The sequence below is a fragment of the Psychrobacter sp. H29 genome, assembly GCF_059073055.1.
This window is the reverse complement of sequence record NZ_JCACRY010000001.1, coordinates 645519-670599: the sequence shown is the minus strand read 5'-3', so window position 1 is coordinate 670599 and position 25081 is coordinate 645519. Positions and strand designations below refer to the sequence as shown.

The 25081-nt window shown below is 44.1% G+C and carries 19 protein-coding genes; 10 read left to right on the top strand and 9 right to left on the bottom strand.

Annotation, left to right across the window (positions count from 1 at the left end):
• Nucleotides 1-9: 9 nt before the first annotated feature.
• The 6 genes from AC5JP1_RS02700 to AC5JP1_RS02675 all read right to left on the bottom strand — a co-directional run bounded on the left by AC5JP1_RS02700 (nt 10) and on the right by AC5JP1_RS02675 (nt 9763).
• Nucleotides 10-792: an enoyl-CoA hydratase gene (locus tag AC5JP1_RS02700; protein ID WP_493843025.1), complete on the bottom strand. Its 783-nt coding sequence runs from the start codon at nt 790-792 to the stop codon at nt 10-12.
• 66 nt (nt 793-858) lie between these two features.
• Nucleotides 859-2019 carry an acyl-CoA dehydrogenase family protein gene (locus tag AC5JP1_RS02695; RefSeq protein WP_493843024.1) on the bottom strand — a complete coding sequence of 387 codons (1161 nt, stop codon included), beginning with the start codon at nt 2017-2019 and terminating at the stop codon, nt 859-861.
• 183 nt (nt 2020-2202) lie between these two features.
• Entirely contained in the window at nt 2203-3687 is a 1485-nt protein-coding gene (locus AC5JP1_RS02690) for a CoA-acylating methylmalonate-semialdehyde dehydrogenase (RefSeq protein ID WP_493843023.1), read from the bottom strand.
• 506 nt (nt 3688-4193) lie between these two features.
• On the bottom strand, nt 4194-6215 hold the full coding sequence (locus tag AC5JP1_RS02685) for a propionate--CoA ligase (protein WP_493843022.1): 2022 nt from the start codon (nt 6213-6215) through the stop codon (nt 4194-4196).
• A 302-nt stretch (nt 6216-6517) separates the two neighbouring features.
• Nucleotides 6518-8188, bottom strand: coding sequence for a fatty acid--CoA ligase (locus AC5JP1_RS02680; RefSeq protein WP_493843021.1), 1671 nt, complete (start codon nt 8186-8188; stop codon nt 6518-6520).
• Nucleotides 8189-8533: 345 nt separating this feature from the next.
• Nucleotides 8534-9763 (bottom strand): MFS transporter, encoded by a 1230-nt coding sequence (locus tag AC5JP1_RS02675; protein ID WP_493843020.1) that lies wholly within the window; start codon nt 9761-9763, stop codon nt 8534-8536.
• Between the two features lie 572 nt (nt 9764-10335).
• Here AC5JP1_RS02675 and AC5JP1_RS02670 point away from each other — a divergent pair.
• Nucleotides 10336-11082 (top strand): hypothetical protein, encoded by a 747-nt coding sequence (locus AC5JP1_RS02670; RefSeq protein ID WP_493843019.1) that lies wholly within the window; start codon nt 10336-10338, stop codon nt 11080-11082.
• 170 nt (nt 11083-11252) lie between these two features.
• Complete coding sequence (locus tag AC5JP1_RS02665) at nt 11253-11999, top strand: hypothetical protein (RefSeq protein ID WP_493843018.1); 747 nt, start codon at nt 11253-11255, stop codon at nt 11997-11999.
• A gap of 228 nt (nt 12000-12227) precedes the next feature.
• On the opposite strand, the gene AC5JP1_RS02660 is transcribed toward AC5JP1_RS02665, so the two are convergent.
• Both AC5JP1_RS02660 and AC5JP1_RS02655 read right to left on the bottom strand, forming a co-directional pair.
• Nucleotides 12228-12665: a DUF3429 domain-containing protein gene (locus AC5JP1_RS02660; protein WP_493843017.1), complete on the bottom strand. Its 438-nt coding sequence runs from the start codon at nt 12663-12665 to the stop codon at nt 12228-12230.
• Nucleotides 12666-12737: 72 nt separating this feature from the next.
• The gene (locus AC5JP1_RS02655; RefSeq protein WP_493843016.1) at nt 12738-14090 is read right to left on the bottom strand and encodes a DASH family cryptochrome; all 1353 of its coding nucleotides are present in this window, start codon (nt 14088-14090) and stop codon (nt 12738-12740) included.
• 360 nt (nt 14091-14450) lie between these two features.
• Here AC5JP1_RS02655 and AC5JP1_RS02650 point away from each other — a divergent pair, with 360 nt between their 5' ends.
• Nucleotides 14451-14696 (top strand): hypothetical protein, encoded by a 246-nt coding sequence (locus tag AC5JP1_RS02650; protein WP_493843015.1) that lies wholly within the window; start codon nt 14451-14453, stop codon nt 14694-14696.
• Between the two features lie 148 nt (nt 14697-14844).
• Here AC5JP1_RS02650 and AC5JP1_RS02645 read toward each other — a convergent pair whose 3' ends face one another.
• Nucleotides 14845-16323 (bottom strand): aldehyde dehydrogenase family protein, encoded by a 1479-nt coding sequence (locus tag AC5JP1_RS02645; RefSeq protein ID WP_493843014.1) that lies wholly within the window; start codon nt 16321-16323, stop codon nt 14845-14847.
• A 289-nt stretch (nt 16324-16612) separates the two neighbouring features.
• Between AC5JP1_RS02645 and AC5JP1_RS02640 the strand changes: the two genes are divergently transcribed.
• The 7 genes from AC5JP1_RS02640 to AC5JP1_RS02610 all read left to right on the top strand — a co-directional run bounded on the left by AC5JP1_RS02640 (nt 16613) and on the right by AC5JP1_RS02610 (nt 24987).
• The gene (locus tag AC5JP1_RS02640) at nt 16613-17218 is read left to right on the top strand and encodes a TetR/AcrR family transcriptional regulator (protein ID WP_493843013.1); all 606 of its coding nucleotides are present in this window, start codon (nt 16613-16615) and stop codon (nt 17216-17218) included.
• Nucleotides 17219-17621: 403 nt separating this feature from the next.
• Nucleotides 17622-18833 carry an iron-containing alcohol dehydrogenase gene (locus tag AC5JP1_RS02635; RefSeq protein ID WP_443526952.1) on the top strand — a complete coding sequence of 404 codons (1212 nt, stop codon included), beginning with the start codon at nt 17622-17624 and terminating at the stop codon, nt 18831-18833.
• A 134-nt stretch (nt 18834-18967) separates the two neighbouring features.
• The gene (curA, locus tag AC5JP1_RS02630) at nt 18968-20017 is read left to right on the top strand and encodes an NADPH-dependent curcumin/dihydrocurcumin reductase (RefSeq protein ID WP_493843012.1); all 1050 of its coding nucleotides are present in this window, start codon (nt 18968-18970) and stop codon (nt 20015-20017) included.
• A 157-nt stretch (nt 20018-20174) separates the two neighbouring features.
• Complete coding sequence (locus AC5JP1_RS02625; protein WP_319051519.1) at nt 20175-20852, top strand: type 1 glutamine amidotransferase domain-containing protein; 678 nt, start codon at nt 20175-20177, stop codon at nt 20850-20852.
• 44 nt (nt 20853-20896) lie between these two features.
• Nucleotides 20897-21526: a glutathione S-transferase family protein gene (locus tag AC5JP1_RS02620; RefSeq protein WP_319051518.1), complete on the top strand. Its 630-nt coding sequence runs from the start codon at nt 20897-20899 to the stop codon at nt 21524-21526.
• Nucleotides 21527-21935: 409 nt separating this feature from the next.
• Nucleotides 21936-23624, top strand: coding sequence for an MFS transporter (locus tag AC5JP1_RS02615; RefSeq protein WP_493843011.1), 1689 nt, complete (start codon nt 21936-21938; stop codon nt 23622-23624).
• A gap of 70 nt (nt 23625-23694) precedes the next feature.
• Nucleotides 23695-24987 (top strand): HlyD family secretion protein, encoded by a 1293-nt coding sequence (locus tag AC5JP1_RS02610; RefSeq protein WP_493843010.1) that lies wholly within the window; start codon nt 23695-23697, stop codon nt 24985-24987.
• Nucleotides 24988-25081 lie beyond the last annotated feature (94 nt).

Sequence of the window (25081 nt, the reverse complement as noted above, 5' to 3'; positions counted from 1 at the left end):
AAGCAATGCTTATTTATTTTGCCAACTGGGTTTGCGTTTTTCTAAGAATGCTTGTACACCTTCGCGCTGATCCATCGTGTCAAACAACTTCACAAAAGCTTCGCGCTCATGAATAAGGTTTTGGGCAGGCGGGGTATCTCTGGCTGCTTGAATAAGTCCTTTAGAATAACTGACAGCAACAGGCGATTGCTTTGCGGCTTTTTTGGCCAAGTCTTGAGCGGCTAGTAGCCCTGCACCTGTTTCAGTGACCTCCTCAACCAAGCCAATACGTAATGCCGTCTCTGCATCAACGCGTTCGCCGCACAGTATCATGCGCTTTGCCCACCCTTCTCCGACGAGCCAAGGCAGGTTTTGTGTGCCGCCTGCACATGGTAGTAGACCTACGCCCGTCTCCGGTAGTGCCATCTGTGCATGCGCTTCTGCAATACGAATGTCGCACGCGAGCGCACATTCAAGCCCACCGCCCATCGCATAGCCGTTGATCACTGCAATGCTGACACCGCGATAAGCAGACAATGCTTCAAACGCCTCACCAAATGCAATCGCCATACTTATCGCACGGCCTTTATCACCGTCCGAGAAGTTATTGAGATCTGCGCCGGCTGAAAAAAACTTTTCACCATCGCCATGCACGATTAACGCGTAGATATCGTCATTGGCATTGAGATCGGTGATGAGTTGTTTGAGCGCATGCAAACTGTCCATTGTCCACGTATGCGCAGGAGGGTTGTTCAATGTCAACGTGGCAGTATTACCATCAATTGATAGGTTTAGATTGGTATAATCTGTCATAAAACATCCTTGTTTTAGTCAAGCGAAAAAGTATGATGTCGTCACTGCAGTAAAGACGACTATATATTAGCGCAATTGATTTAGCCCTTCGTCTTGTAGAACCTGACGCGAAATGATTACTCGCATGATTTCATTGGTACCTTCCAAAATTTGATGCACACGCAAATCTCGCACATGACGCTCAAGCGGGTACTCGTTTAGATAGCCATAACCGCCATGTAATTGAAGGGCGGTGTTGGCAACATCGAAACATAGATCCGTAGAGAGGCGCTTCGCCATTGCACAGTAGGTAGAAGCTTGCCCATCATTACTATCGACTTTATCAGCCGCTAGATAGAGCATTTGACGCGCAGCGATAGTCTGGGTCAGCATGTCGGCAAGCTTAAACTGTACGGACTGTAAGCTTGCAATTGGACTGCCAAACTGGCTGCGCTCTTGTACATAACTGGTTGCTGTTTCTAATGCAGATTGTGCCGTACCCACGGCGCAGATACCGATATTGATACGACCACCATCTAGTCCTTTCATCGCGATACGAAAACCTTGACCTTCCTCACCTATCAGGTTTTCTACTGGGACTTTGACGTCTTTAAAACTAATCGTCCTCGTTGGCTGGGCTTTCCAGCCCATTTTATGCTCGTTTTTGCCATATTCGATACCATCGCTGTTGGCATCTACTACGAACGCTGAAACGCCTTTTGGACCTGCCGCGCCAGTACGCGCCATGACTACCAATACATCGGTTGAGCCTGCGCCAGAAATAAAGGTTTTTTCGCCATTCAGTACGTAGTGATCACCTTGTTTATCCGCCTTGGTGCGTAATGAGGCGGCATCAGATCCTGCATTTGGCTCTGTTAAGCAGTAACTACCAAGCCATTCGCCACTGACCATATTGGGCAAATATTTTTTGCATAGCGGATCGCTGCCATACTCGCCAATCATCCATGCTGCCATATTATGGATACTCATATAGGCTGCCACAGAGGTATCACCCCACGACAGCTCTTCAAATACCATTGCGGAGTCGAGTCTTGGTAATCCCAAACCGTCGTATTCTGGATTGGTATACAACCCCAAAAACCCAAGCTCACCAGATTTTTTGATGACATCTATTGGGAAGTGCGAGTTGCGGTCCCATTCAGCAGCGTTTGGCTTGAGCTCTTTTTGCGCAAACTGACGGGCCGTTTGGCGAAAGGCAATCTGGTCATCGGTTAATGCAAAATCCATAGGGTTATCCTTGTTCTTATAGATCAAATAGAAAGTCTGTTTGATGCACCCTTTGATAGAGTGCGAGTAAGACATTTGATAAGGTGTGCACGCCGCACAATAGCGGTATAACGATAATAAAATTGCGACCAATAGTACCGCAAGTAGCATCAACGTTATACCGCAAATATAGTCAATTAGTTATTATATTGAAATCGTTGTATTGACACCGCGGCTCGCTTCATCATCGAACCAACGTGCAGTGACGGTTTTGGTCTGAGTATAGAACTGCACCGCTTGCTTACCATAAGGGCCTAAATCGCCCAGTTTGCTGGCACGCGAACCCGAGAAGGAGAACATGGGTAGTGGCACAGGAATCGGTAAGTTGATACCGATCTGACCGACTTGAATGTCTTGTTGGAATTTGTGCGCAGCCGCGCCTGACTGGGTGAATATCGCCGTGCCATTGCCATGCGGATTGGCGTTCAGTAGTGCAATCGCTTCATCTAAGCTATCAGCGCGCATGATGCAAAGTACGGGTCCAAAGATTTCTTGTTGATAAATTTGCATATCACTTGTGACATTGTCAAAGATAGTTGGCCCAACAAAGTTACCGTTCTCAAATCCTTCAACGCTAATGCCGCGACCATCCAGAATTAAGTCTGCACCCTCTTCTACCCCAGTCCCGATCAAATGCTCGACACGGGCTCTTGCGGCAGGCGAAATCAGTGGTCCTAGGTCTTTGTCATTTTTGCCAGCTGAAACGATTAAGTTTTCTGCCTTGGCTTTAATATCATTGATCCATTCTCCAGCAGCGCCTACTAACACGACAACTGAGAGTGCCATACAGCGCTGACCAGCGGCACCAAATGCCGCGCCTGCTAGCTGATTGAGCGTTTGCTCTTTATTAGCATCAGGCAGGATAACGCCATGGTTTTTTGCACCCATCATACACTGTGCACGCTTACCTGATTGGCTGGCACGCTCATAGACGTGTTTACCAACGCTAGTAGATCCCACGAAAGAGACAGCTTTGATATCTGGGTGGTCACAGATGGCGTCGACGGTTGCTTTGCCGCCATGTACCACGTTCAGCACACCTTCTGGTACGCCTGCTTCAATTGCTAGCTCAACCAAACGCATAGTCACCATCGGATCTTGCTCAGACGGTTTGAGGATGAACGTATTACCCGTGGCAATCGCCATTGGGAACATCCATAACGGAATCATCGCAGGAAAGTTAAACGGCGTGATACCAGCGCAAACGCCGAGCGGCTGCCAGATGCTATAAGTATCAACACCTGATGCGACGTTTTCTACAAAGTCGCCGATTTGCAAATTGGCAATACCAGCGGCATGTTCGACCACTTCTAAGCCTCGGAACACATCGCCGCGTGCATCAGCAATCGTCTTACCCTGCTCTGCGGTCAATATTTCTGCTAGCTCATCCATATGCTCACGAATGAGTGCTTGATAGGTCAAGAAAATACGAGCGCGTGTGGTGATTGGTGTTTTGCGCCATGTCTCAAACGCGGTTTGGGCGGCTGCAACGGCTTGATTGATCTCATCATTGGTGGTTTGCGGGACTTTTGCGATGACTTCTTGGGTCGCAGGATCGGTAATATCAATCCATTCATCGGTATTTGACTGTGTGAACTGACCGTTGATGAGCTGTTGAACGTGGTGCATAAGATATCCTTATCTTTTTTGCGAGACTACCGTGTGACGGCACCTGAGTATTCACTGGTGAATGAAACGCGATGAGCGTTTATCTATAAAACATCATTAAAATTCTAAATTTTAAAATGATTTATTTTGTATCGTTATTGACTATAGCAATAAATCATTTTTAGGGTCAAGCGCTTTATCAACATTTTCATTAAGTTTGTTTTATCAAAATGCGATGAGTAAACAGATTGCTATCAGAAAACAGCAGAAACAAAAAAGCCCATGAGGGTTCATGAGCTTTTAAATGGTTGGGTCGTGTCCCTAATTCTAACGTTTATTACTAAATGTGCCAAAAATAGCTAAACCTTTGACAAACGGCGTCAAATAGCTGGTCAATATCTCGATATTGTATGCACTATTTTCCTTATTTGCCTTCGATTTATCTCATTTTTATCACCATTTTTAAAATAGGGACACGCCCTAGTCTAATTTTGAAAAGCAGCAGGCTATTTGTTCATCTTTGATGATTAATAGTCTTTCATTGATTGCTTAATCGCATCGATAGCGGCTGGGTTATCGAGGGTCGACATATCTCCTGTAGGCTTATCTTCAGCCAATGCGCGAATAGATCGGCGCAGGATTTTTCCCGAGCGAGTCTTTGGCAGTGCTTGCGGGAAATAAATAGCCGCTGGCCTTGCAATACCGCCCAAAGATTTGACCACCGCACCGATGACTTGCTGCTCAATACGGAAGCGGTTTTCGGTCGTTTCGACTTGCGTCTGATCTTTTAGCACACAGAATGCGATGGGCAGCTCTCCTTTTAACTCATCTTGAATGCCTACTACAGCACACTCTGCCATATCTGGATGCATACTGATGGCTTCTTCGATCTCTTGCGTCCCTATCCGATGACCTGCGACGTTGATCACATCATCAGTACGCCCCAATATATAAAAGTAACCGTCTTCATCTGTCACGGCATAGTCTGACGTAGAATACTGCTGCCCATCAAACAAACCAAAGTAGCTACTGATAAAGCGATCGTCATTACGCCACACCGTAGTCAGACAACCAGGCGGCAGTGGCGCTTTGATTGCAAGCAAGCCTTTTTCTCCCGCTTTGCAGGGGTCACCAGTCTCTTCATTGATCACCTGCGCTTCGTAACCATACATAGGATAGCCAGGTGATCCTTGCTTATGCGGTTTATGATCAAATTTTGGTGTGTGACTCAAGATGGGCCAACCAGACTCTGTCTGCCAATAGTGATCTAAGATTGGCACGCCTAAATGCTGGGTCAGCCAGCCGGCCGTTGACTCATCAAGTGGTTCACCTGCTAAAAAGAACGATTTGACACTAGAGACATCATAGCGGGTCATCCAGCTCTCGTCTTGTTTTTTAAGCATACGCACGCCCGTGGGCGCTGTAAACAAAATATTGACCTTGTTGGCCTCAACGATACGCCACCAAATACCAGGATTCGGTGAGTGTGGTAGGCCCTCGTACATGACACTCGTCATGCCTGCTAGCAGTGGCGCATAAATCGTATAAGAGTGCCCAACTGCCCAGCCAATATCCGATATTGCCCAAAACGTCTCACCTGCCTTACCATCATAGACATAATCCATCGAAGTAGTCAGTGCGACCGCATGACCGCCAGTATCACGCTGCACGCCTTTGGGAGTACCTGTCGTACCAGAGGTATAGAGCAGATAAGACGGCGTATTTGACTCAAGCCAGACGGGCTCCACAACTGCATGCGCCTCGCAGCTGTGACGTCGTTCGGTCGCATAATCGACGTCAACATTTCTCGGCTCAAACGGTAAAATACCGCGGTTGACCACCAATACATGCTCAGGCTTGGTTGTTGCTTGCTCGACGCCCTGATTGACAAGGTTCTTATAATTAATAACCTTGCCATCACGCAGACCTGCATCTACCGTAATGACCATTTTTGCTTCAGCATCATCCATGCGGATAGCCAAGTTATGGGCTGCAAACCCACCGAAAACGACTGAATGTATTGCGCCAATACGAGCACAAGCCAGCATGGCATATGCCGCTTCTAGAATCATCGGCATATAAATGATGACGCGATCACCCTTACCAATACCATGGCGCTGTAGGACATCAGCAAAATAATTAACTTCTTTATATAGGTCGTTATACGTCAGACGGCGCTTGGTATAGTCTGTATAAAACTCGACGTTGTTGCCCAGATCTTTAAACGAATCAACGACTGCTGGAAAGGTTTCTATCAACTCTTGATTGATTTCTGATGATACCCAGACAAACGCGTCTTGCTCGGCACGATCCGCCAGATGACGATCTACGCAGTTATAACAAAGATTGGTCTCACCGCCGACAAACCATTTTGCAAACGGTAGATTACTGTCATCGAGAATTTGCTCAGGCTCTTTGTGCCAGTAGATGCGCTTTGCTTGCTGCGCCCAGAAATCCTCTCGTTCGATAATAGAGTCGTGATAGATATCAGCAAATGTAGGCATGTCTGCTGTGTGAGTAGAGACTGGGTGTTGGGCGTGGTCACTCATAATAGCTGTCCTTAGCATAAACGAGAAATGAGGCAATGTTATTTTATCATCGAAACGCTAGCAAGTCGTCATCGCATTGGAAGCGCTATCTGCACGTCCGAATCTACGAGGCTTACACGGTTACGATTATAGTAGACAATGTCTGAATAAGTACTGGTCATCCTTGCCAGAATTAAAAAACCGATACATTACGTATCGGTTTAAAATGTAGCAGAGCCTATTGCAAAGGTCAACTATTAAGCGTGTAACATGCACTACATTTTGATAAATACAAATGTTGAATGTGCAACTGGTAGATATGATTATATTTGAGTTTGGTTGGCATATATCTCACGCATGACCTTTTTGTCATGTTTACCTACTGAGGTTTTTGGCAGCTCATCTACAAACTTAAACTGACTTGGTACGCCATATTTAGGAATGATACCGCGCTCTACTGCTTTCTCTGCGATGGCTTTGATATCATCAGCGCTCGTATCTTGGGCAGTAGGCTTTAGGACAACCAATGCTAATGGACGCTCGCCCCACTGCTCGTCACGCACCCCTATCACCGATACGTCAGCTACTGAAGGGTGCAGTGATAGAATCGTCTCAATCTCAAGCGATGATATCCATTCACCGCCAGACTTGATCACATCTTTTAGGCGATCTGTAATTTTGATATAACCATCAGGACGTATGTAGGCAATGTCTTGAGTGTGCATATAGCCGCTTTCCCACAACTCTTTACCAGCATCATCGTTCTTAAGATAGCTTTGGGTCAACCAAGGCGCTCGTAGTACCAGCTCACCTGTGTTGTCTTGTCCTTTGCCAACTGATTTATTGCCTTCACCCCAGACCTGAGCATCGACCATAAGCACAGGCTTACCTGTCATACAGCGACGAGCAATATCTTCTTCTTCACTCATCTCAGGCTCATCAAGGCTAAACTCAGTCAAACTGATAAGTGGCGCGGTTTCTGACATGCCGTAGCCTGTATAGACTTCGATACCTTGTGCCATTGCTGTTTTTGCCAACCCTTCAGTCAACCTTGAACCACCAATGATCATTTTTAGACCATTGAAGCTAACATCACGATCTTGGGCTTCTTTGAGTACCATTTGCAGGATGGTAGGGACGCAGTGAGTGATGCTGACTTTTTCGTTGATGATTAAGTCCATCAATGTATCAGGCGCATAACGCCCTGGATAGACTTGCTTTAGACCGACCATCGTCGCTGTAAATGGGAAACCCCATGCATGGACGTGGAACATCGGTGTCATCGGCATATAGACATCACCGTAGCTGACACCTTGTTTGTTGGGTAGCATACCTAGAGTGGCGGCCTCTGCTAGGCTATGCAATACCAATTGGCGATGACTAAAGAAAACCCCTTTTGGGTCCCCTGTCGTACCAGAAGTATAAAAAGTCGTCGCGATAGTATTTTCATCAAAATCTGGGAAATCAAACTCGCTGTTAGCAGCGTCTAGTAGGGCTTCATACTCGCCTGTCACACGGCTTTGGTTGTCACCAAAGACACCTTCAGCCGTTACTCCATTATCATCAAGCCAAATGATGTGCTCGATACTAGAGTTTTCAAATTGATAGTCTTTGACCAGTGGCGCAAACTCAGAGTTGAGCATTAGTACTTTGGGCTTGGCATGGTTGATGGTATATAGAACTTTTTCTGGAGAGAGACGAATATTGACCGTTTGTAGGATGTACTCTGACATCGGTACCGCAAAATAAGACTCAAGATAGCGATGACTGTCCCAATCCATAACCGCAACCACATCACCTGCATCGAGATTTAAGTTTGCCAATACATTAGCCAATCGATTGATACGTTCAAACAGATCTTTATATGTGAGGCGCTTCTTGTCCGCGTAAATAATTTCTTGGTCTTGCGATACTGTTTTTGCACGGTTTAGTAGCTGCTTGACCAATAATGGATAATCATAGGCAGATGGCGCGCTGTGATAAATATTTGACATAGATCTGACTTCCTTGTTTGTTGTATTTATAGGTTATATAGTCAGAGAACTGCTAAACAGCTACGACGTTATCCTCCCTAGACGTACTATTTGTACAATCTGCAGTCGGCTGCCTTGTACCTGTTTTAGATTTCTTTGACTATACACAGTAATGATAATTCGTAAAAATACTCATGTGGAATGTTTTGCCCAATCATTCTCATTTCTTAGTGAGTTTTTATAATGAACGACAACCTTATTAGGTTAATAACATCGTTATAGATAGTAAGAAAAAAGCAGCGCCATGTAAAGCGGGCTTACATTAAGTAGCATAATGGTCAAATACATAATGTAGAGATCAGTCAGCTACTTTGACTGCACCGTGGTTTTGACCATCCCAACGCTGGCTATTATCAATGCCAATATTTGTACGATGACTAATAACCCTACGGTCATAGACCACTGCCCGCGTGCATAAGCCATACCGCACAACCACGCGCCAAGCGTGCCACCTGAGTAGTAACCCAGATAATATAAACCCGATGCCAGTGACCGTCCTTTTTTAACATTGACAGCGATATAGCTGATGGTCGCTGACTGGGTAATAAACACGCCAGATGACATAATGGCAAGTCCTATAACCACGCCCCACAATGGTGTCACCAACGTTAACAACACCCCGACCATCGAGATAACAATCGCCACTCGTACGGTACGCGCTGAACCGAATCGACGTAATAGTGACGTAGACAACGGTGTAATAATGACCCCAAGTAAGTACACCGCAAAAATATTCGCAAGTGCACCAGTCGTCAGCTGATATGGCTCATCTGTCAGATGTAAATTAATAAAAGTAAAACAACCGACCAGTGAAAATAAAACGCAAGCACCCAGTAAACAAGAGGTGACCACGTAGCGATTGGTGACGTGCTCCCCTAGTGTTTGTATCGCTGAGCGAAAATTGGGATTGGGTACAAAATGACGAGACGACGGCAGCATCTTACCGACCCATACCGCACCCAGTAGCGTTATCGCTGTCATGACATAGTAACCATGACGCCAACCGATCAACTCATGCAAATGCCCTAGCAAAAACCGGCCCATAAAACCGCCGAACACTGACCCTGAGACATAAAACGACATCAGCTCGGTTACTGCGCGTCCCTCGAACTCCTCACCAATATAGGCAATCGTCACCACTGTAATACCTGGTACGGACAGCCCCTGCATAAAACGCCATAAACCTACCCAGCCGATGCTGGAGCTTTGGGCGATCAAGAATGTCGGTATGGCTAAGAATAGCAACGCACCAACCACAAATGATTTGCGACCGACAGCATCTGAGAGCATACCCAAAAACGGTGACATGATGGCAATTGCCATGACCGTGGCGCCAACGATCATGCCAGCTTGTACTTCAGTCGCAGCAAAGTCTACCATCATGACGGGGAGTACCGCTTGGATAGAATATATCTGTAAAAAGGCGAACATACCTATCAGACCAATCGTAAGCTTCAAGACCCACGATACTGAATGACTGGATGAAGGCGATGGTTTTGTGGTAGTGCTTTGGGTTTTATCTGTAGAATTATTCACAAGAGAGCTGACTATATTGGTTATGCTATGACAGTAGATCGAGCGTGTCATTAGCTTAAATGGTAGGAAAATATAACGCGAATTTATGACATCGACTTTTTATAGCTATAGCGTAGACATGAAGCCGTAGGGGATAAATAGCTATCATAATGATAAGAAAGGCATGTTAGCACATCAATTAATATACTCAGGTTTAAATGTGTTATTGGCGATTGATAGTACTCTTGACTTAGATTAAAAAAATCAGGTTCAGATTATTATGGAGACGCTTGCCTTTATCAGACAAAACACTATTTTCTGATTTAAAGTGAGCGGTAGTTTTTGCAACAAGCTCAATAACTACAGTAACTTTTAGCTATCAGACAACAGCTATAATCGCTGATTGTAGACTGATGGGCAGTTTTCGTTTGCTGAGATGACATTTGGATAACAACTCTATTTCATTTTTACACATCTACATTGCTTATATCTTTTCTTGTACAGACATTATTTACCAAACCATTAATAATCGCATAGTGTTATATATAAATAAGTAAAATGATTGAACAAATGAACAGTAAAGGAGCATATCGATGACTGATGAAATTTATGATTTAGGTGCAGGGTTTTGGAGTATTCGAGGATCATTTATAAAAAATGGCATTATCGATATTGGCGTCCAATGTGCTCTAATAAAGCGACCATCAGGACGATTTATTTTTTTAGATAGTTACACGTTAACGGGCGATGTACGTCAACAAGTCATGGCACTGACCAATGAAGGTAGAGATGTCGAAGCCGTCCTCAACGTCCATCCATTTCATACGGTACACTGTGCCCAAATGGCACAAGATTTTCCGCAAGCGACATTTTATGGCAGTAGCAGACATCCGCAACAAGTCCCTGAGGTTAGCTGGGCTGATGACTTGGTAGAAAGTGACGCGGTCGCTGAGCGTTATCCTGAGCTTCAATTTTCCATACCTAAAGGTATTCACTATATTGCGCCTGATGAAAACGTTCATGCAAGCTCATTGCTGGTATATCATCCTGCTAGCCAGAGCATCTATGTCGATGATACTTTTGAGATACCACCGTCAAAGCTATTCAATGCAGTACAGCCCAATCTTGGCTTGCACCCAACCACCAAAAAAGCACTCAAAACGGAACAAAACGCGGGCAAGCACTATTGCGATTGGGCAGTAGGTCTGGCACACGAGTGGCGTAATGTTCGTCATTTTTGCGGTGCACACTCAGGACTGATGGTATTTGAGGAAGGTCAATTTGAAGCAGCGCTCTTGTCAGTCATTGATAACACTCGCAATGAGCTTGAGAATCAATGATGCTAAAGACGTCTATGTTTGAAAGGTACAATATCTAAAAGCATAATTTTTAGAAGTTAGAATTTTTATAATCTGCTATGTCTATAAACGATTACGGTAAAACCTAAAGAACAAAAATTGAAAATCATTGTGATTTTTTGAGTCAACATATTAAATAAGGAGAATTATAAATGTCAGAACAGATTCATGATTTAGGGGCAGGATTTTGGAACATACGCGGGTCATTCCGTATTGGCGGTGTGGTGAACATTGGTACCCATTGCTCACTTGTTAAACTGTCTTCAGGACGCTTTATATTTTTAGACAGCTACGCCTTAACAGGTGACGTTCGAGACGAAGTCATGGCACTGACCAACAATGGACAAGATGTCGAAGCCGTTCTCAATGTCCACCCGTTCCATACGGTGCATTGCGCCCAAATGGCAAAAGACTTTCCGCAAGCAACATTCTATGGCAGCAGCCGTCACCGCAAAAAAGTGCCAGAAGTGAGTTGGGCGGATGATTTGGTAGAAAGTGACGCGGTCGCCGAACGCTATCCAGAGCTCAAGTTTTCAATGTCAGAAAGTATCGCTTATATATCGTCAAACGAGATGATTCATGCAGGATCGCTACTGGCCTATCACCCTGCTAGCCAAAGCTTGCATGTTGACGATACATTTATGAGTCCACCAATGAAGCTACTAGAGGCTGTCTTACCTGAGCTTATACTACACCCCACCACCAAAAAAGCTCTGAAAAATGAGCCAAATGCTGGCAAGCATTATTGTGACTGGGCAGAAGCGCTGGCACATGAATGGCGCGACGTTCGTAATTTCTGTGCGGCACATTCCTACCTTGTACAATTTAAAGAAGGTGGATTTGAAAGAGCATTGGTCAAAGCCATCAAAAAGGCTCGACCCAAGTTAGAAACAGCCTAGACTTGTGTATCGACGAACGTAGTCTGTGTACATAGATTTTATCAATACAAAGGAGGCTACCATATTGGTAGCCTCCTTTGAATATCTTGCTCAATAATACTGGTTGCACCTAACCATTATATCTAGTGATAGTCATATGTTAGAACAACTATATGCTAAATCAACCATAAGCTAGAACAACCATATACTTAATCGTAGAGTGAATATTTTAGTACTATATTGCATAACTTATAGCTGCAGAGCGGCTACAATTAGAGACACTATTACTATTCCTGTGACATAGGTTCTCACTTTAAAATAATTCTGAGTAATGATACGCGCTTGATTGAGACCATAATCAATCACCCACATACTGGCAAAACTAGCTGCTAATAACCAAATAAAGCTGACCGTAGATAGTATTAAAAACCCGAACCATAAGACAAGCGCTATCATATTGCTTAGAAAAGGCAATTTAACAGCCCATCCATCATTATCAGCCAAACTCAGATGATTACCCCAATGCGCGCCTGCCATAAACGAAGCAATCACCAAGCCATATATACTCAGTACCTCAGTCGTCTTTCCCAATACAGGTATCGTATCACTATCTATAGCCAGTAAAAGCGCGCAGGCGATAAAGGGTATAGCGCCTGCAAAAGTGAGATAAGGACTTGGTTTTTTCATGGTCTAAACCTATTTTGATGGTATGGTTAGTCTATTCAAAGCTGTAGCCTGCACATCCGCAATGTTTAGCAATTATTCATCGCTCTTTTTAATATTGCCTTGCCAGTGGCGAATAAACGCACCCTCTGGATCGTATAGCTGGGTTTGCTTTTTAAGGTTGAACTGTCGAGATCCTCTTGGATCAGCACCCACACCTGCCAAATACTGCCAGTTGCCCCAATTGCTGCCAACATCATAATCAATGAGGTGTTGCTCAAAGTAAGCTGCCCCGTAACGCCAGTCAAGACCCAGCTCATGGACAAAACAGCTTGCGACCAGTTGCCGTCCGCGGTTCGACATATATCCCGTTGTGTTCAACTGATTCATGCACGCATTAACGATCGGATATGGCGTTTGACCCCGCGTCCATTGTGATAGACGTTCTTCATCTAGCTGAGTTGATGGCATGTGCTGACCGATACCTGTGAACCAAAATAGCTTTTGCTGATGCGTCATTGCATACCAATAGAAATACTCGCGCCACAGCAGCTCAAACCATATCCAATAGGTAGAGCCATTAGCAATAATGTCACGCTCATAACGGCGCAGACGATTTAATACCGTATTTACAGACAGTGAACCATTGGCAAGCCACGCAGAGAGTTTGGTAGACTGTGTCCAGTTATCAAGCGCATTTCGCGTGGTCTTATACGTACTTGGTGCCTCAGAATCAAAATAACGCTCCAAATGTTTGAGACCGTTTGACTCCCCGCCTCTAAAACTATCGACCTCTTGCAAGTCGCATTGATGCGCGTCACAAAAATATTCATCTTTGTCAGCCATACTCTCAGGTATTGGCGCCAGTGACTCTGGCATTGGACAAATAGTCGCGTCTTCTTCTGCATGCAATAAATCATGATCGCTTTCAATTTTCTTACGAAATTGGGTGAAGCTCTTGGGTAAATGCTCCAGCGGTAACGCATCAAATAACGTGGCCGTTGTTTCAGTATGCCAACGTATTTGCGGGTGTTTATCCTGTAGTAAAGCATATACCTGGTTCTGATAATAATCAGAGGTTTTACTGACACAGATATCCGTCACTTGTTGCACCTCGATCAGCTCGTGCAACTGCGTAAGCGTATCTGTCAATGCAGCGTCTTTTTTTAGATACAGCAGTCTATTACCAAGCTGCATCAGTGATGTATTTAAGTCAGCCAAGCTTTCCTGCAAGAACTGCTCGCGAGCACTACCCATAGTGTCATAATGATAAACGGGGTCACTGTTGATATCATTCAGCCCCTCCGCCAATGACGATGCATAGACAAGCAGTAATTTTCCATTGCTAGATAGGTTAGCTGCTGTCGACAATGTCGCATTGTCCGCTACTCGCAAATCATTATGAAATAAGACCAATGTGACATTTTTATCAGATGACTGATGTGACATACCTAAACCTCGTGCTATGTATTTTAATTATGATGTTTAAGATTTTAGAGTAGCTTGCATAGGCAGTTCAATGTAACTTGAGTATAGAAAAGGCAAGTGAGCACGCTATAGACATGGTCAAACCAGAGAAGCAAGTGGATATGAAAGCAAGCAAACGTAGAAACAAATAGGCGACATATTTTTTGAAGTAATGGTACAAATCCACTATCTTTTATCAGCATCAAACAGTGAGGCAAGATAGTAACTCTACTTAGCATATATCAGATGTTGATTAGACAAGATGTCATACCCTAAATATCACTATAACCATTGACTCTCAAGAGCTTGGCTGCTTAAATAACTTACCTCTAGGAGAATATAATGACTAAAGAAAATACAGCTGAAGAGAATAAATCAGACGAAAAACGCAAACTTATCAATCGGTTTTTGATGAAACTGACGAAAGATCAGCCTCAAATGTATTACTCCACAACCTCTGAGATATCACGGAGTATTCATACCATGATAAAGGAGCATACCAATCGTTTGTCAGTAGAAGAGCAAGCACTGGTGAGACGTATGACTATCGAAGAGATTGAGGGATTATTGGGCTTTCATGCTAGATAAATGACTAAGGCATATCCTCATTTTAAAAATCGTGGTATACCCGAGCTGGCTCTCACATGTATTGTTCTCAGTTGATTGCTGAAAGCCATAAAAAAAGACCGCTATCAAAGCGGTCTTTTTTGTTACCAGTCGTTTTAGTATAAGGCTACTAGAATGGATACTGACGTGGTTCATTTTGCATTGAGATCCAATGCGTTCTAGTGAACTCTTCAAGCACCCACTCGCCGTTAAAGCGACCGATACCTGAGTTTTTCTCACCCCCGAATGGTGTATTGCTTTCATCATTGACTGAGATATCGTTGATATGAGTCATACCCGCTCGAATACCGCGAGCGAAGCGCAGACCCTTTTGCATATCGGCTGTGAATACCGCACTAGACAACCCATACATAGAGTCGTTGGCGATCGACAACGCATCTTCTTCATCCTTGGCACGGATGATACCTACTAATGGTCCAAACACTTCATTGCATGACAAGTCCATCTCTCGCGTGACTTCGGTAAAGACATGCGGCGGTACGACTTGACCTTCAATCTCGCCACTCAATGCCATTTTAGCGCCTTCTTCTTGTGCTTGAGCGATTTTATCCTTAAGTGATTTGAGTTGTTTTTCATTGATGATTGGACCGACAGCAGTGTCTGGCTTGTTTGGATCGCCTACATTTAATGTTTTAACATGAGCCAAGAACCGCTCTACAAAGTCATCATATATCTCGTCTTCTACAATCACTCTATTAATCGCAATACAGATTTGACCTTGGTGCAAGAATTTACCAAAAGCAGCCGCTTTAACAGCTTGCTCGATATCCGCATCTTTTAATACAACAAACGGGCTGTTACCACCCAGTTCAAGCGCGACTTGCTTGATGTACTCACCGCCATTGGCCAGCTCACCGATATGTTTACCTACTGATGTCGACCCTGTGAATGACACTAGGCTTGGCGCTTTGTGCTCAACGATGGCATCCCCTATCTCGCTACCTGAACCCACCACAACGTTTAACAGACCTTTTGGCAGACCTGCTTCTTCAAACACTTTTGCAAGCAGTAGACCACCTGTCACTGGCGTGTCACTAGCAGGCTTTAATACGACAGCGTTACCCAACGCCAAGGCTGGCGCAATCGAGCGCTGGGTTAAATGTAGTGGAAAATTCCATGGGCTAATAACTGCCACGATACCGATAGGCTCGCGGTAAATGAAGTTTTCTTTACCAGGCGTGTTCGATGGACGAATTTCGCCATGGACACGATTAGGGAAAGTCGCTGCCTCAAGCGTGATCGCGCGTGTCGCACCGAACTCAACCATCGCTTTGATACGAGTACTACCTGACTCTTTGATCAACCAATCAACGATTTCTTCTTGGCGCTGATCTAATATGTTGACCACTTTATACAACACAGCAGAACGCTCTGCTGGCGTCTGCGCGGCCCACGCTTCTTGAACTTGGGTTGCAGCATCATACGCTTCGTTCAGCTGATCTTTGGTCGCTTGCTGAATCTCTACGAGCGTATCGCCGTTATAGGGATTTGTATTGGTATTAATGCTATCATCTTTGCCTTTTTGCCATTCACCTGCGATGAATTGCAAATGAAAGTCATTGTAGGCACTGGTATCGTTCGTTGACATAATAATCCTTATTTTACTTTGTTATGTGACACATTTATCTTCAATATCTAAAATAGTGTATTAGCAATGGGCTATCTGTTTTGTGACTGGTAAGAATAAAAGCCACCTTGCTAGACGACTGGTCTAATGCTACCATAGCTCTTAATAAAACGAGACAACTTTGTCAGTAAATATTGTTGATGAAACGTAACCACTACAGCTAAATATTATTAGAATATGCCGACAATATGACGCTCAATGAAGCCTGACTACTCTATTTGTACCACTATCAAGGGAGACTATCCTATCTATGTCTACTGTTACAGACACGACTACAACACCAGATACCAAGGCGCACTTACTGACTACTGGCTACCAATTGGTAGCTAAGAAAGGCTTTACAGCTGTTGGCTTAAAGCAAATTTTGGACACAGCAGGTGTTCCTAAAGGATCTTTCTATCATTATTTCGCTTCTAAAGAAGCGTTTGGTGAAGCTATTATTGGTCACTATTTTAGCCTATACAAAGCGCGCTTAGATATTATCGATGCTCAGAACGTTACCGCTCAGCAAAAACTGTATGACTACTTTCAAAATTGGTACGACACACAGCAGAATGGCTGCGACCACGAGAGATGCTTGGTGGTCAAGCTAAGTGCAGAAGTCGCTGATATGTCAGAGACGATGCGCAAAGCACTCGACACGGGCTATCAGCAAACTACCCTTTGGCTTACTGAGCAGATCAAGGCTGGATGGATAGATGGCTCAGTACCTCGTCTAGATAATATCTCAGCTGAGAGTATGGCCAAGCGCTGGTATTTTGCCTGGCTTGGAGCAAGCTTGATGGCCAAAATCAGCCAAACGAATACGCCTTTGGCTGAAATATGGCAAATGACGACGACTCAGATGGGTCGATAGATATTTAGGCCAATAGGTTCTTAAGCTAATATATTTTTCATACACCTTTTTAATAAGCTATCTTCGGATAGCTTTTATTTGTTGTAAGTTTTCAGATAAGTCGTCTTTAATTAATTTGCATTTAATATAAACAGCATGCCGGATAAGCGTTTAACCTTAATACTGTCCATACGCCGCTACCTACCCTCTTATATATAACCATTTATCCCTAGCGCTTTTGTCCCTCTTACTGTCTTAGACCAAAACATTTTATACGACAGTTTTGTAAACATTCCTAGACGACTGGTCTAATTGGTGTATAATGCGCATAAATATTCAGAGTATATGCGTATAAGCATTGCTCGCCACTCATTGTTTGATATCAAACATTTAACAGAACCATTTCATTAACATTAGGAATTTTATGAACAACTTTCAATATTACAATCCAGTACGTATCGTCTTCGGCGAAGGTCAAATCGAACAGTTATCAGACCTAGTACCTACTGATGCCCGCGTTCTGATTACTTACGGTGGCGGTTCAGCGCAGCGTACTGGTACATTAGATGAAGTAAAAGACGCCTTGGCAGTAAGTGGTAACCGCACTGTTTTTGAATTCGGTGGTATCGAAGCTAACCCAGAGTTCACAACGCTCTTGAAAGCTGCTGATATGGTCAATGAACACAACATTGACTTCCTATTAGCAGTTGGCGGTGGTTCAGTCATCGATGGTAGCAAATTCGTTGCACTCGTCTCCTCACTCACTGAGGAAGACGGTACTGTCTCACGCGACCAAGCTTGGGATGCGCTGACTGGGTATTGCAAAAACATCGACTCAGCTGTGGACTTAGGCGCAGTATTGACGATCCCAGCAACGGGCTCTGAGATGAACTCGGGCGGCGTGATCAACTATAGCGAGCGTCAAGCAAAACTACCATTTGGTAACCCACTTGCCTTTCCTAAATTCTCAATCTTAGATCCAATCAAAACACTTACCCTACCTGAGCGTCAGGTTATGAATGGTGTTGCTGATGCATTTGTCCATGTGATGGAACAGTATTTGACTTATCCAGTAAATGCAAAAGTTCAAGATGCCTTTGCTGAAAGCTTACTAAAGATCCTTATCGATGAAGGTCTAGTGGTTAAGCAAGATTCAGACAACTTAGAAACACGTAAAAACATTATGTGGACAGCGACTATGGCACTGAACGGTCTAATCGGTACAGGCGTACCTCAAGACTGGACAACGCATATGGTTGGTCATGAACTGACGTCATTGCATGCTATCGATCATGCACGTACGCTAACCATCGTCTTGCCATCAGTAATGCGTGAGCTAAAAGAAAGCAAAAAAGAAAAACTGCTTCAGTATGCACGCAATGTATGGAACATCACTGATACCGATCAGGATGATGACACCATCATCGAGACCGCTATTGTCTATACTGAAAACTTCTTCCGCGAGCTTGGCTTGCCAGTTAGCCTAGAAGATGTTGATTTGACTGAGTCAGCAATTGACCCAATCATCAAACAGCTCGAAGCCCATAACATGGTTAAGCTTGGTGAACATGGCAAAAATGACTTAGATGTGTCACGTCGTATCTTGGAGCGTGCTGTAACTAGCAAAGCCTCGTAGTCAGAAACATTATCATATTAATAAAAAATACATATCGTTATGCTATCTATAGTAGTAGCTATTCCATGCTAAATAGCTACTACATTTAACACCACTATTATAATCACAATGAATAACTATAAAGGAGTCCTATCATGAGCTTCGACAAACAACAAAATCAAGAAGTAAACCGTCAAATCAAACTTGCCAGCCGCCCTAATGGTGAACCAACCGCTGATAACTTTGATATGGCAACCAGCGATATTCCAACGCCAAACGAAAATGAGATGCTACTACGCACGGTATACCTATCATTAGATCCGTATATGCGTGGACGCATGAGTGATGCAAAAAGCTACGCTGATCCTTTAGCAGTCGGCGATGTCATTATGGGCGGCACGGTCGCTCAGGTCGTCGAGTCCAATGTCGATGGATTTGCTGTCGGTGATTTGGTGGTATCAAACTCAGGCTGGCAAGACTATAGCGTCAGTGATGGCGAAGGTGTCCTTAAACTGGACAAAAACATGTCAAACCCATCTTATGGTTTGGGCGTGTTAGGTATGCCTGGATTCACGGGTTACATGGGTCTGACTGATATTGGTAAACCACAAAAAGGCGAAACCTTAGTTGTCGCAGCGGCTACTGGCCCTGTCGGTGCAACGGTTGGTCAAGTTGGTAATCAATATGGTCTACGTACTATCGGTGTGGCAGGCGGCAAAGAAAAATGCGACTTTGCGGTTAACGAACTTGGCTTCGATGTCTGTATCGACCATAGAGCTGACGACTTTGCTGAGCAATTAAAAGCTGCATGCCCAGATGGTATTGACATCTACTACGAAAGCGTCGGCGGTCAAGTGTTAGATGCTGTTCTACCGCTGTTAAACGATCATGCGCGTATCCCTGTATGTGGCCTTGTATCACAGTACAACGCAACCGAATTACCTGATGGTAAAGACCGCTTAGGCATGCTGATGGGTCTTATCTTAAGCCAGCGTTTAACGGTCAGAGGCTTTATTATCTTTGAAGAGTATGGTGATCACTTCCCAGAGTTCTTAGAAACCATGAGCAAATGGGTAGAATCAGGCGATGTCAAAACCAAAGAATATATCGCTGATGGTCTAGACGATGCACCCAATGCTTTCGTCGATATGTTAAACGGTGCCAACTTTGGCAAAACAGTTGTCAAAGTAGCTGACGTTAAGTAGCTACTGACAGTTGTCAGTAGCTGTTAATAACTACTTAACAACATAACTAGCTAAGATCACTACTGAAAATTACGTTTGAAGCAGGAATAATACTAACAGTCATTTAATGACTGCGACTCAACTGTTCACTCACAATAAACAATAAATAAGGAAAACTATGAACATTTTAATGGTACTAACTTCTCATGACCGTCTAGGCGATACTGGTAAAAAAACAGGGTTTTGGTTAGAAGAATTTGCAGCCCCTTACTATGCATTTTTAGATGCTGGCGTCAACGTAACCCTAGCCTCTCCTGCTGGTGGTCAGCCACCACTAGATCCTAGTAGTGATACTGAAGACACGCAGACCAAAGATACTAAGCGTTTCAAAGACGACAAAGACGCTCAAGAGCATTTGGCCAATACCAAAAAACTTGCTGATATGAAAGCGGAAGACTTTGATTCAGTCTTTTATCCTGGTGGTCATGGCCCACTATGGGACTTGGCAGTAGATAAGAACTCTATCAATCTGATTGAGACTTTTGTCAAGCAAGATAAGCCTGTCGCGTTTGTTTGTCATTCTCCTGCAGCACTCAAGAACGTAAAAGTTGATGGTGAGTACTTAGTAAAAGGCAAAACAGTCACTGGTTTCACTAATTCAGAAGAAGATGCCGTTGGCCTAACAGACGTTGTGCCATTCTTGGTAGAAGATGCACTCAAAGCTAATGGTGGCAACTACGAAAAAGCAGCGGATTGGGAATCGTTTGTCGTCGAAGATGGTCTATTAATCACTGGTCAAAACCCAGCCTCATCAGAAGAAGCAGCTACGCGTCTTGTGGCCAAGCTAAAAGGTTAAGACCCAGAAACTAATAAATCACATCATGTACTAAGGTCGATATTATGATTCGCTTACACCATCTCAATCAATCACGCTCGTTGCGTACGCTTTGGCTCCTAGAAGAGTTAGGCGTGCCTTACGAAGTTGTTAGTCACCAACGTGATGCCAAAACTCATTTGGCACCAGACTCTCTAAAAGCTGTGCATCCACTTGGTAAATCTCCGGTTATCGAGATCGATGGACAGGTTTATGCTGAGTCAGGCGCTATCACTGAGTTACTGATTGAGAGGTTTGCACCAGAGCGTCTACGCCCTGAAACTGGTAGCTCTGATTATGGCTACTATTTACAGTGGATCGACTTTGCTGAGAGCTCACTCATGTTGCCATTGATGCTAGAGCTATTTACCAAAAAAGCAGGCATCGATGACAATGAGTTTTTGAATGGTTATATCGAGACAGAAAAGACAAGATTGTTCAAATATTTGGACACATCGGTTGAAGGCAAATCCTTTATCGTCGGTGATAAGCTCAGCGGTGCTGACTTTATGCTGTCATTTGATTTGATTATTTTGGCCAAGCGTCAAAAGCTTGACGCTTATCCTCATATCAAACAATACGCTGAAGCGCTTGCCAGTCTGGATAGCTATCAGCGCGCTATGCAGTTAGAAGCAAAGTATGACGAGTCTATCTAGACTTTTGTTTTAATTACTGCATATCAATCGTATGATGTACATAAGCAGCTCTTTATAGAGCTGTTTTTTGTGCGAACTCTATTTTGTGCTTGTAGTGGTAGCGACAGTATAAGAATAACGACAGTGCAGTGATAAAGGAAGTAAAACTCGCTTTGGTATGTAAGAGATTGAGAGTTAGGCGTACACAACCGACACCACGTTGCCACGTGGCTTATAATTTACGTGCACATGACAGAAGCTCCGCCGAACTCGTGATAAAATCTTTTTAGCGATTATTGAGTTACCCCTCATACTCCCTCAGTCAATCGACTGACCTTTGACGTTTAAAACACCAATGACACTGTCCTGACTCCCCGTCTGGAATTTGTCCTATGTTGCTTCATTTCTTTATACAGATTGTGGTCCGCCCATGACTAACGAATACCAGTTTAAGCCCCATGAAAAACCACTCATGGTAGGCTCTCCAGCCAATCCTGATCACCCTACCCGCCGCAAAGTATTTTATCTACTGATTGGAATATTTATTGGTCTCACAGCCAGCTTCCAAAATGGTCTACTTGTTGCAAACCTCTCTCAAATACAGGGCGAGATGGGATTAGCGCCTATTGAAGGAGGCTGGATATCTGTGAGTTACAACATGACCAACGCTTGTATTACTGTCCTGCTGTACAAGATCCGTCAGCAATTTGGCATGTCACTTTTTAGTAAGATCACTTTATTCTTCCTACTGGCTGCCACAAGTCTGCAATGGCTGATTAGTAGCCACTTGCTAGATACGCCTAGTATTAGAATCGAGCCCTATTATCTAGAGATTGTCGCAAGAGGACTTAGCGGCATGGTGGCCAGTGGCATGACCATATTGGGATTATTCTATTGCCTACAAGGCATGCCAACCGTCAAACGGACTAGTGGCTTGATACTAGGATTTGGCTTGGTGCAGTTTGGTATTCCTCTATCACGTATCATCTCGCCCTACCTTGCCATCGATGGTCAGCTTGAAAACTTATTCTTATTCCAACTTGGTTTGGCATTGATTTGCTTTGGACTGATTAATCTTTTGGAACTACCACCAGGTAATATCGAAAAAGTATTTGAGAAACTTGATTTTTTAAGCTTTGCTTTTTTTGCCAGTGGTTTGGCCGCGTTGGCTGTTGTACTGGTACAGGGTCGAATATTATGGTGGACGACGCCTTGGCTCATTTATCCGCTTATTATTGCTATCGTTGGGATTAGCATTGCATTATGGATTGAGACTCATCGCAAAAACCCAATGTTACAAGTCCGCTGGATGCGTAGTCGTAATATTATCGCCTTTATGGTGACAGGTGCTGTGATGCGAATCTTGCTTTCTGAACAGACTGTCGGCGCCGCAGGATTACTTGCCACGCTAGGCTACGGCGGTGATCAGCTGATTACCTTTTATATCGTCATATTGGCCGCCAGTGTATTGGCTTTGGTCATTAGTGTTTTTAGCACCAATCCAATGGATTTACGCAGGCCTGTCATTTTTGCAGTAGCATTGATAGCGTTGGGTTCTTGGATGGATGTTGGAGTGTCTATTAATTCAGCACCTTACATGTTTTATCTTAGCCAGTTTTTAATTGCCTTTGCCGCCGTATATTTTATGGGGCCTTTGGTTTTTGAAGGGTTTTTGCGTGCGATTGCCAGTGGTCCTGCCTATATTATTAGTTTTTCCGTTATTTTTGGTATTTCCCAAACGATTGGCGGCTTGGCAGGTGCAGCAGCTATTCAAGCGTTTACGACTGTTCGTACACAATCACACTATGCAGATATGGTCAGCTCACTTAATTTGGGTGATCCTGCTTTTAGCGCTCAAATAGCGAGTACTCGTAATATGCTATCAAGTCAGACCACTGACGCTGCCCAAGCAAATGCTGGTGCAGTAAGCCAAGTGCTGCAAGATATTCAGCGCCAAGCAGCAGTGGCAGCGTATAGCGATCTGTTCTTTTTGATGGCCGTCCTTGCCACAGCTGTTACGATTATTTTACTGCTCAATTATATTTATAACCGTTACCACAAACGCAACCCGCTGGCTACAGAGCTCGCTGTCATTGCAAAAATGCGTGAAACCAAATAACTGGGTCTATTATCCCAACAATCACCTTTAAACCTGTTTGGTATTTTTATTGAAAACTTAGGAGTACGTCATGAGCCAAAAAAAACCAGATGAGCTTAACCAAATCTCTCAGGCGTCTACTGGTGCTCCAGCAACAGATACACATATAGCATCGTCTTCTACTCAAGCACAGACGACCACAGATGCAACACAAACAACAGCAAATTCTGATATACCAAATAGCAATAATACGACAGCAGACGCTACAGAAAACCCAGCAGATAGCATTCAGACACCCATGCCAACCAAAGAGCCCATTACAGACACCACTGGATGGTCACCTAAGAAAAAACCCTATCTGAATTTAGCGTTTTTGATCGTGCTGATTGTCATAGGTGTGGCATTGATATTGTATGCGTGGAAGCTCCCCCCATTTACACCTACCACGCAACAGACCAATAATGCTTTTGTCAAAGGTCAGACAACCATTATCAGCCCGCAAGTTTCTGGTTATGTCACTCAAGTGGCAGTGGAAGATTTTGCTAATGTGAAGGCAGGTGATTTACTGATAAAAATAGATGACCGAACGTTTCAGCAGCAGCTCGAACAAGCCCAAGCCAACACTGAAGTCGCTGTCACTAACCGCGCTACTAATGATCAAGATACACAATCGAGTCAAGCACAGATCGAAGCACGCAGAGCGGATGTATACAGTGCCAAAATCAATGTAGAGAGTGCTCGCGAAGACGTCAATCGCTACCAAGGTTTAGATGCTATTGGCGCTGTATCAAAAGCAGAAGTGGCTCATATCAAAGCACAACTCGCTCAAGCACAGGCAAGTTTGCAACAAGCAGAAGCAAACCTACAATCTGCGCAAGAAAGCCGGGCAAAAACCAGTGGCAGTCGACCTTCATTGGATGCGAACATCAAAAATGCGGAAGCAGGCGTCAAGCAAGCAAGAATCAATCTAGACAATACTATTATTACAGCACCTGAAGCGGGTCAGCTTAGCCAGGTCAGTGTTAAAGAAGGTCAGTACGTTAGCGCAGGTACTCAGCTCATGTATATCGTACCGAAAGGCATTTGGATTATTGCAAATTTCAAAGAAACTCAGATTGCCAGTATGGCAGTCGGTAAACCTGCAACCATTCATGTCGATGCGCTTGGCGGTGCCAAATTTACGGGGCACATAAGTAACATCTCACCAGCGACTGGCAGTGAGTTTAGTGCAGGTGCGGCCAATCCTGCAACAGGCAACTATATAAAAGTGGCTCAGCGTATCCCAGTACGGATAGACTTAGACCAAAATCAGCCTGAGCTTACGCGTTTGCGTCCTGGTATGTCAGTCTCCGTTGATGTCGATACTGATGCCGATGCTAAATAGAAAGTTAAATAAAATATAATACCGAATAAGCTAAATAATTCATGTAAAAAAGCCACTCTAGATACCAAAGAAACTGGGTCTAGAGTGGCTTTTT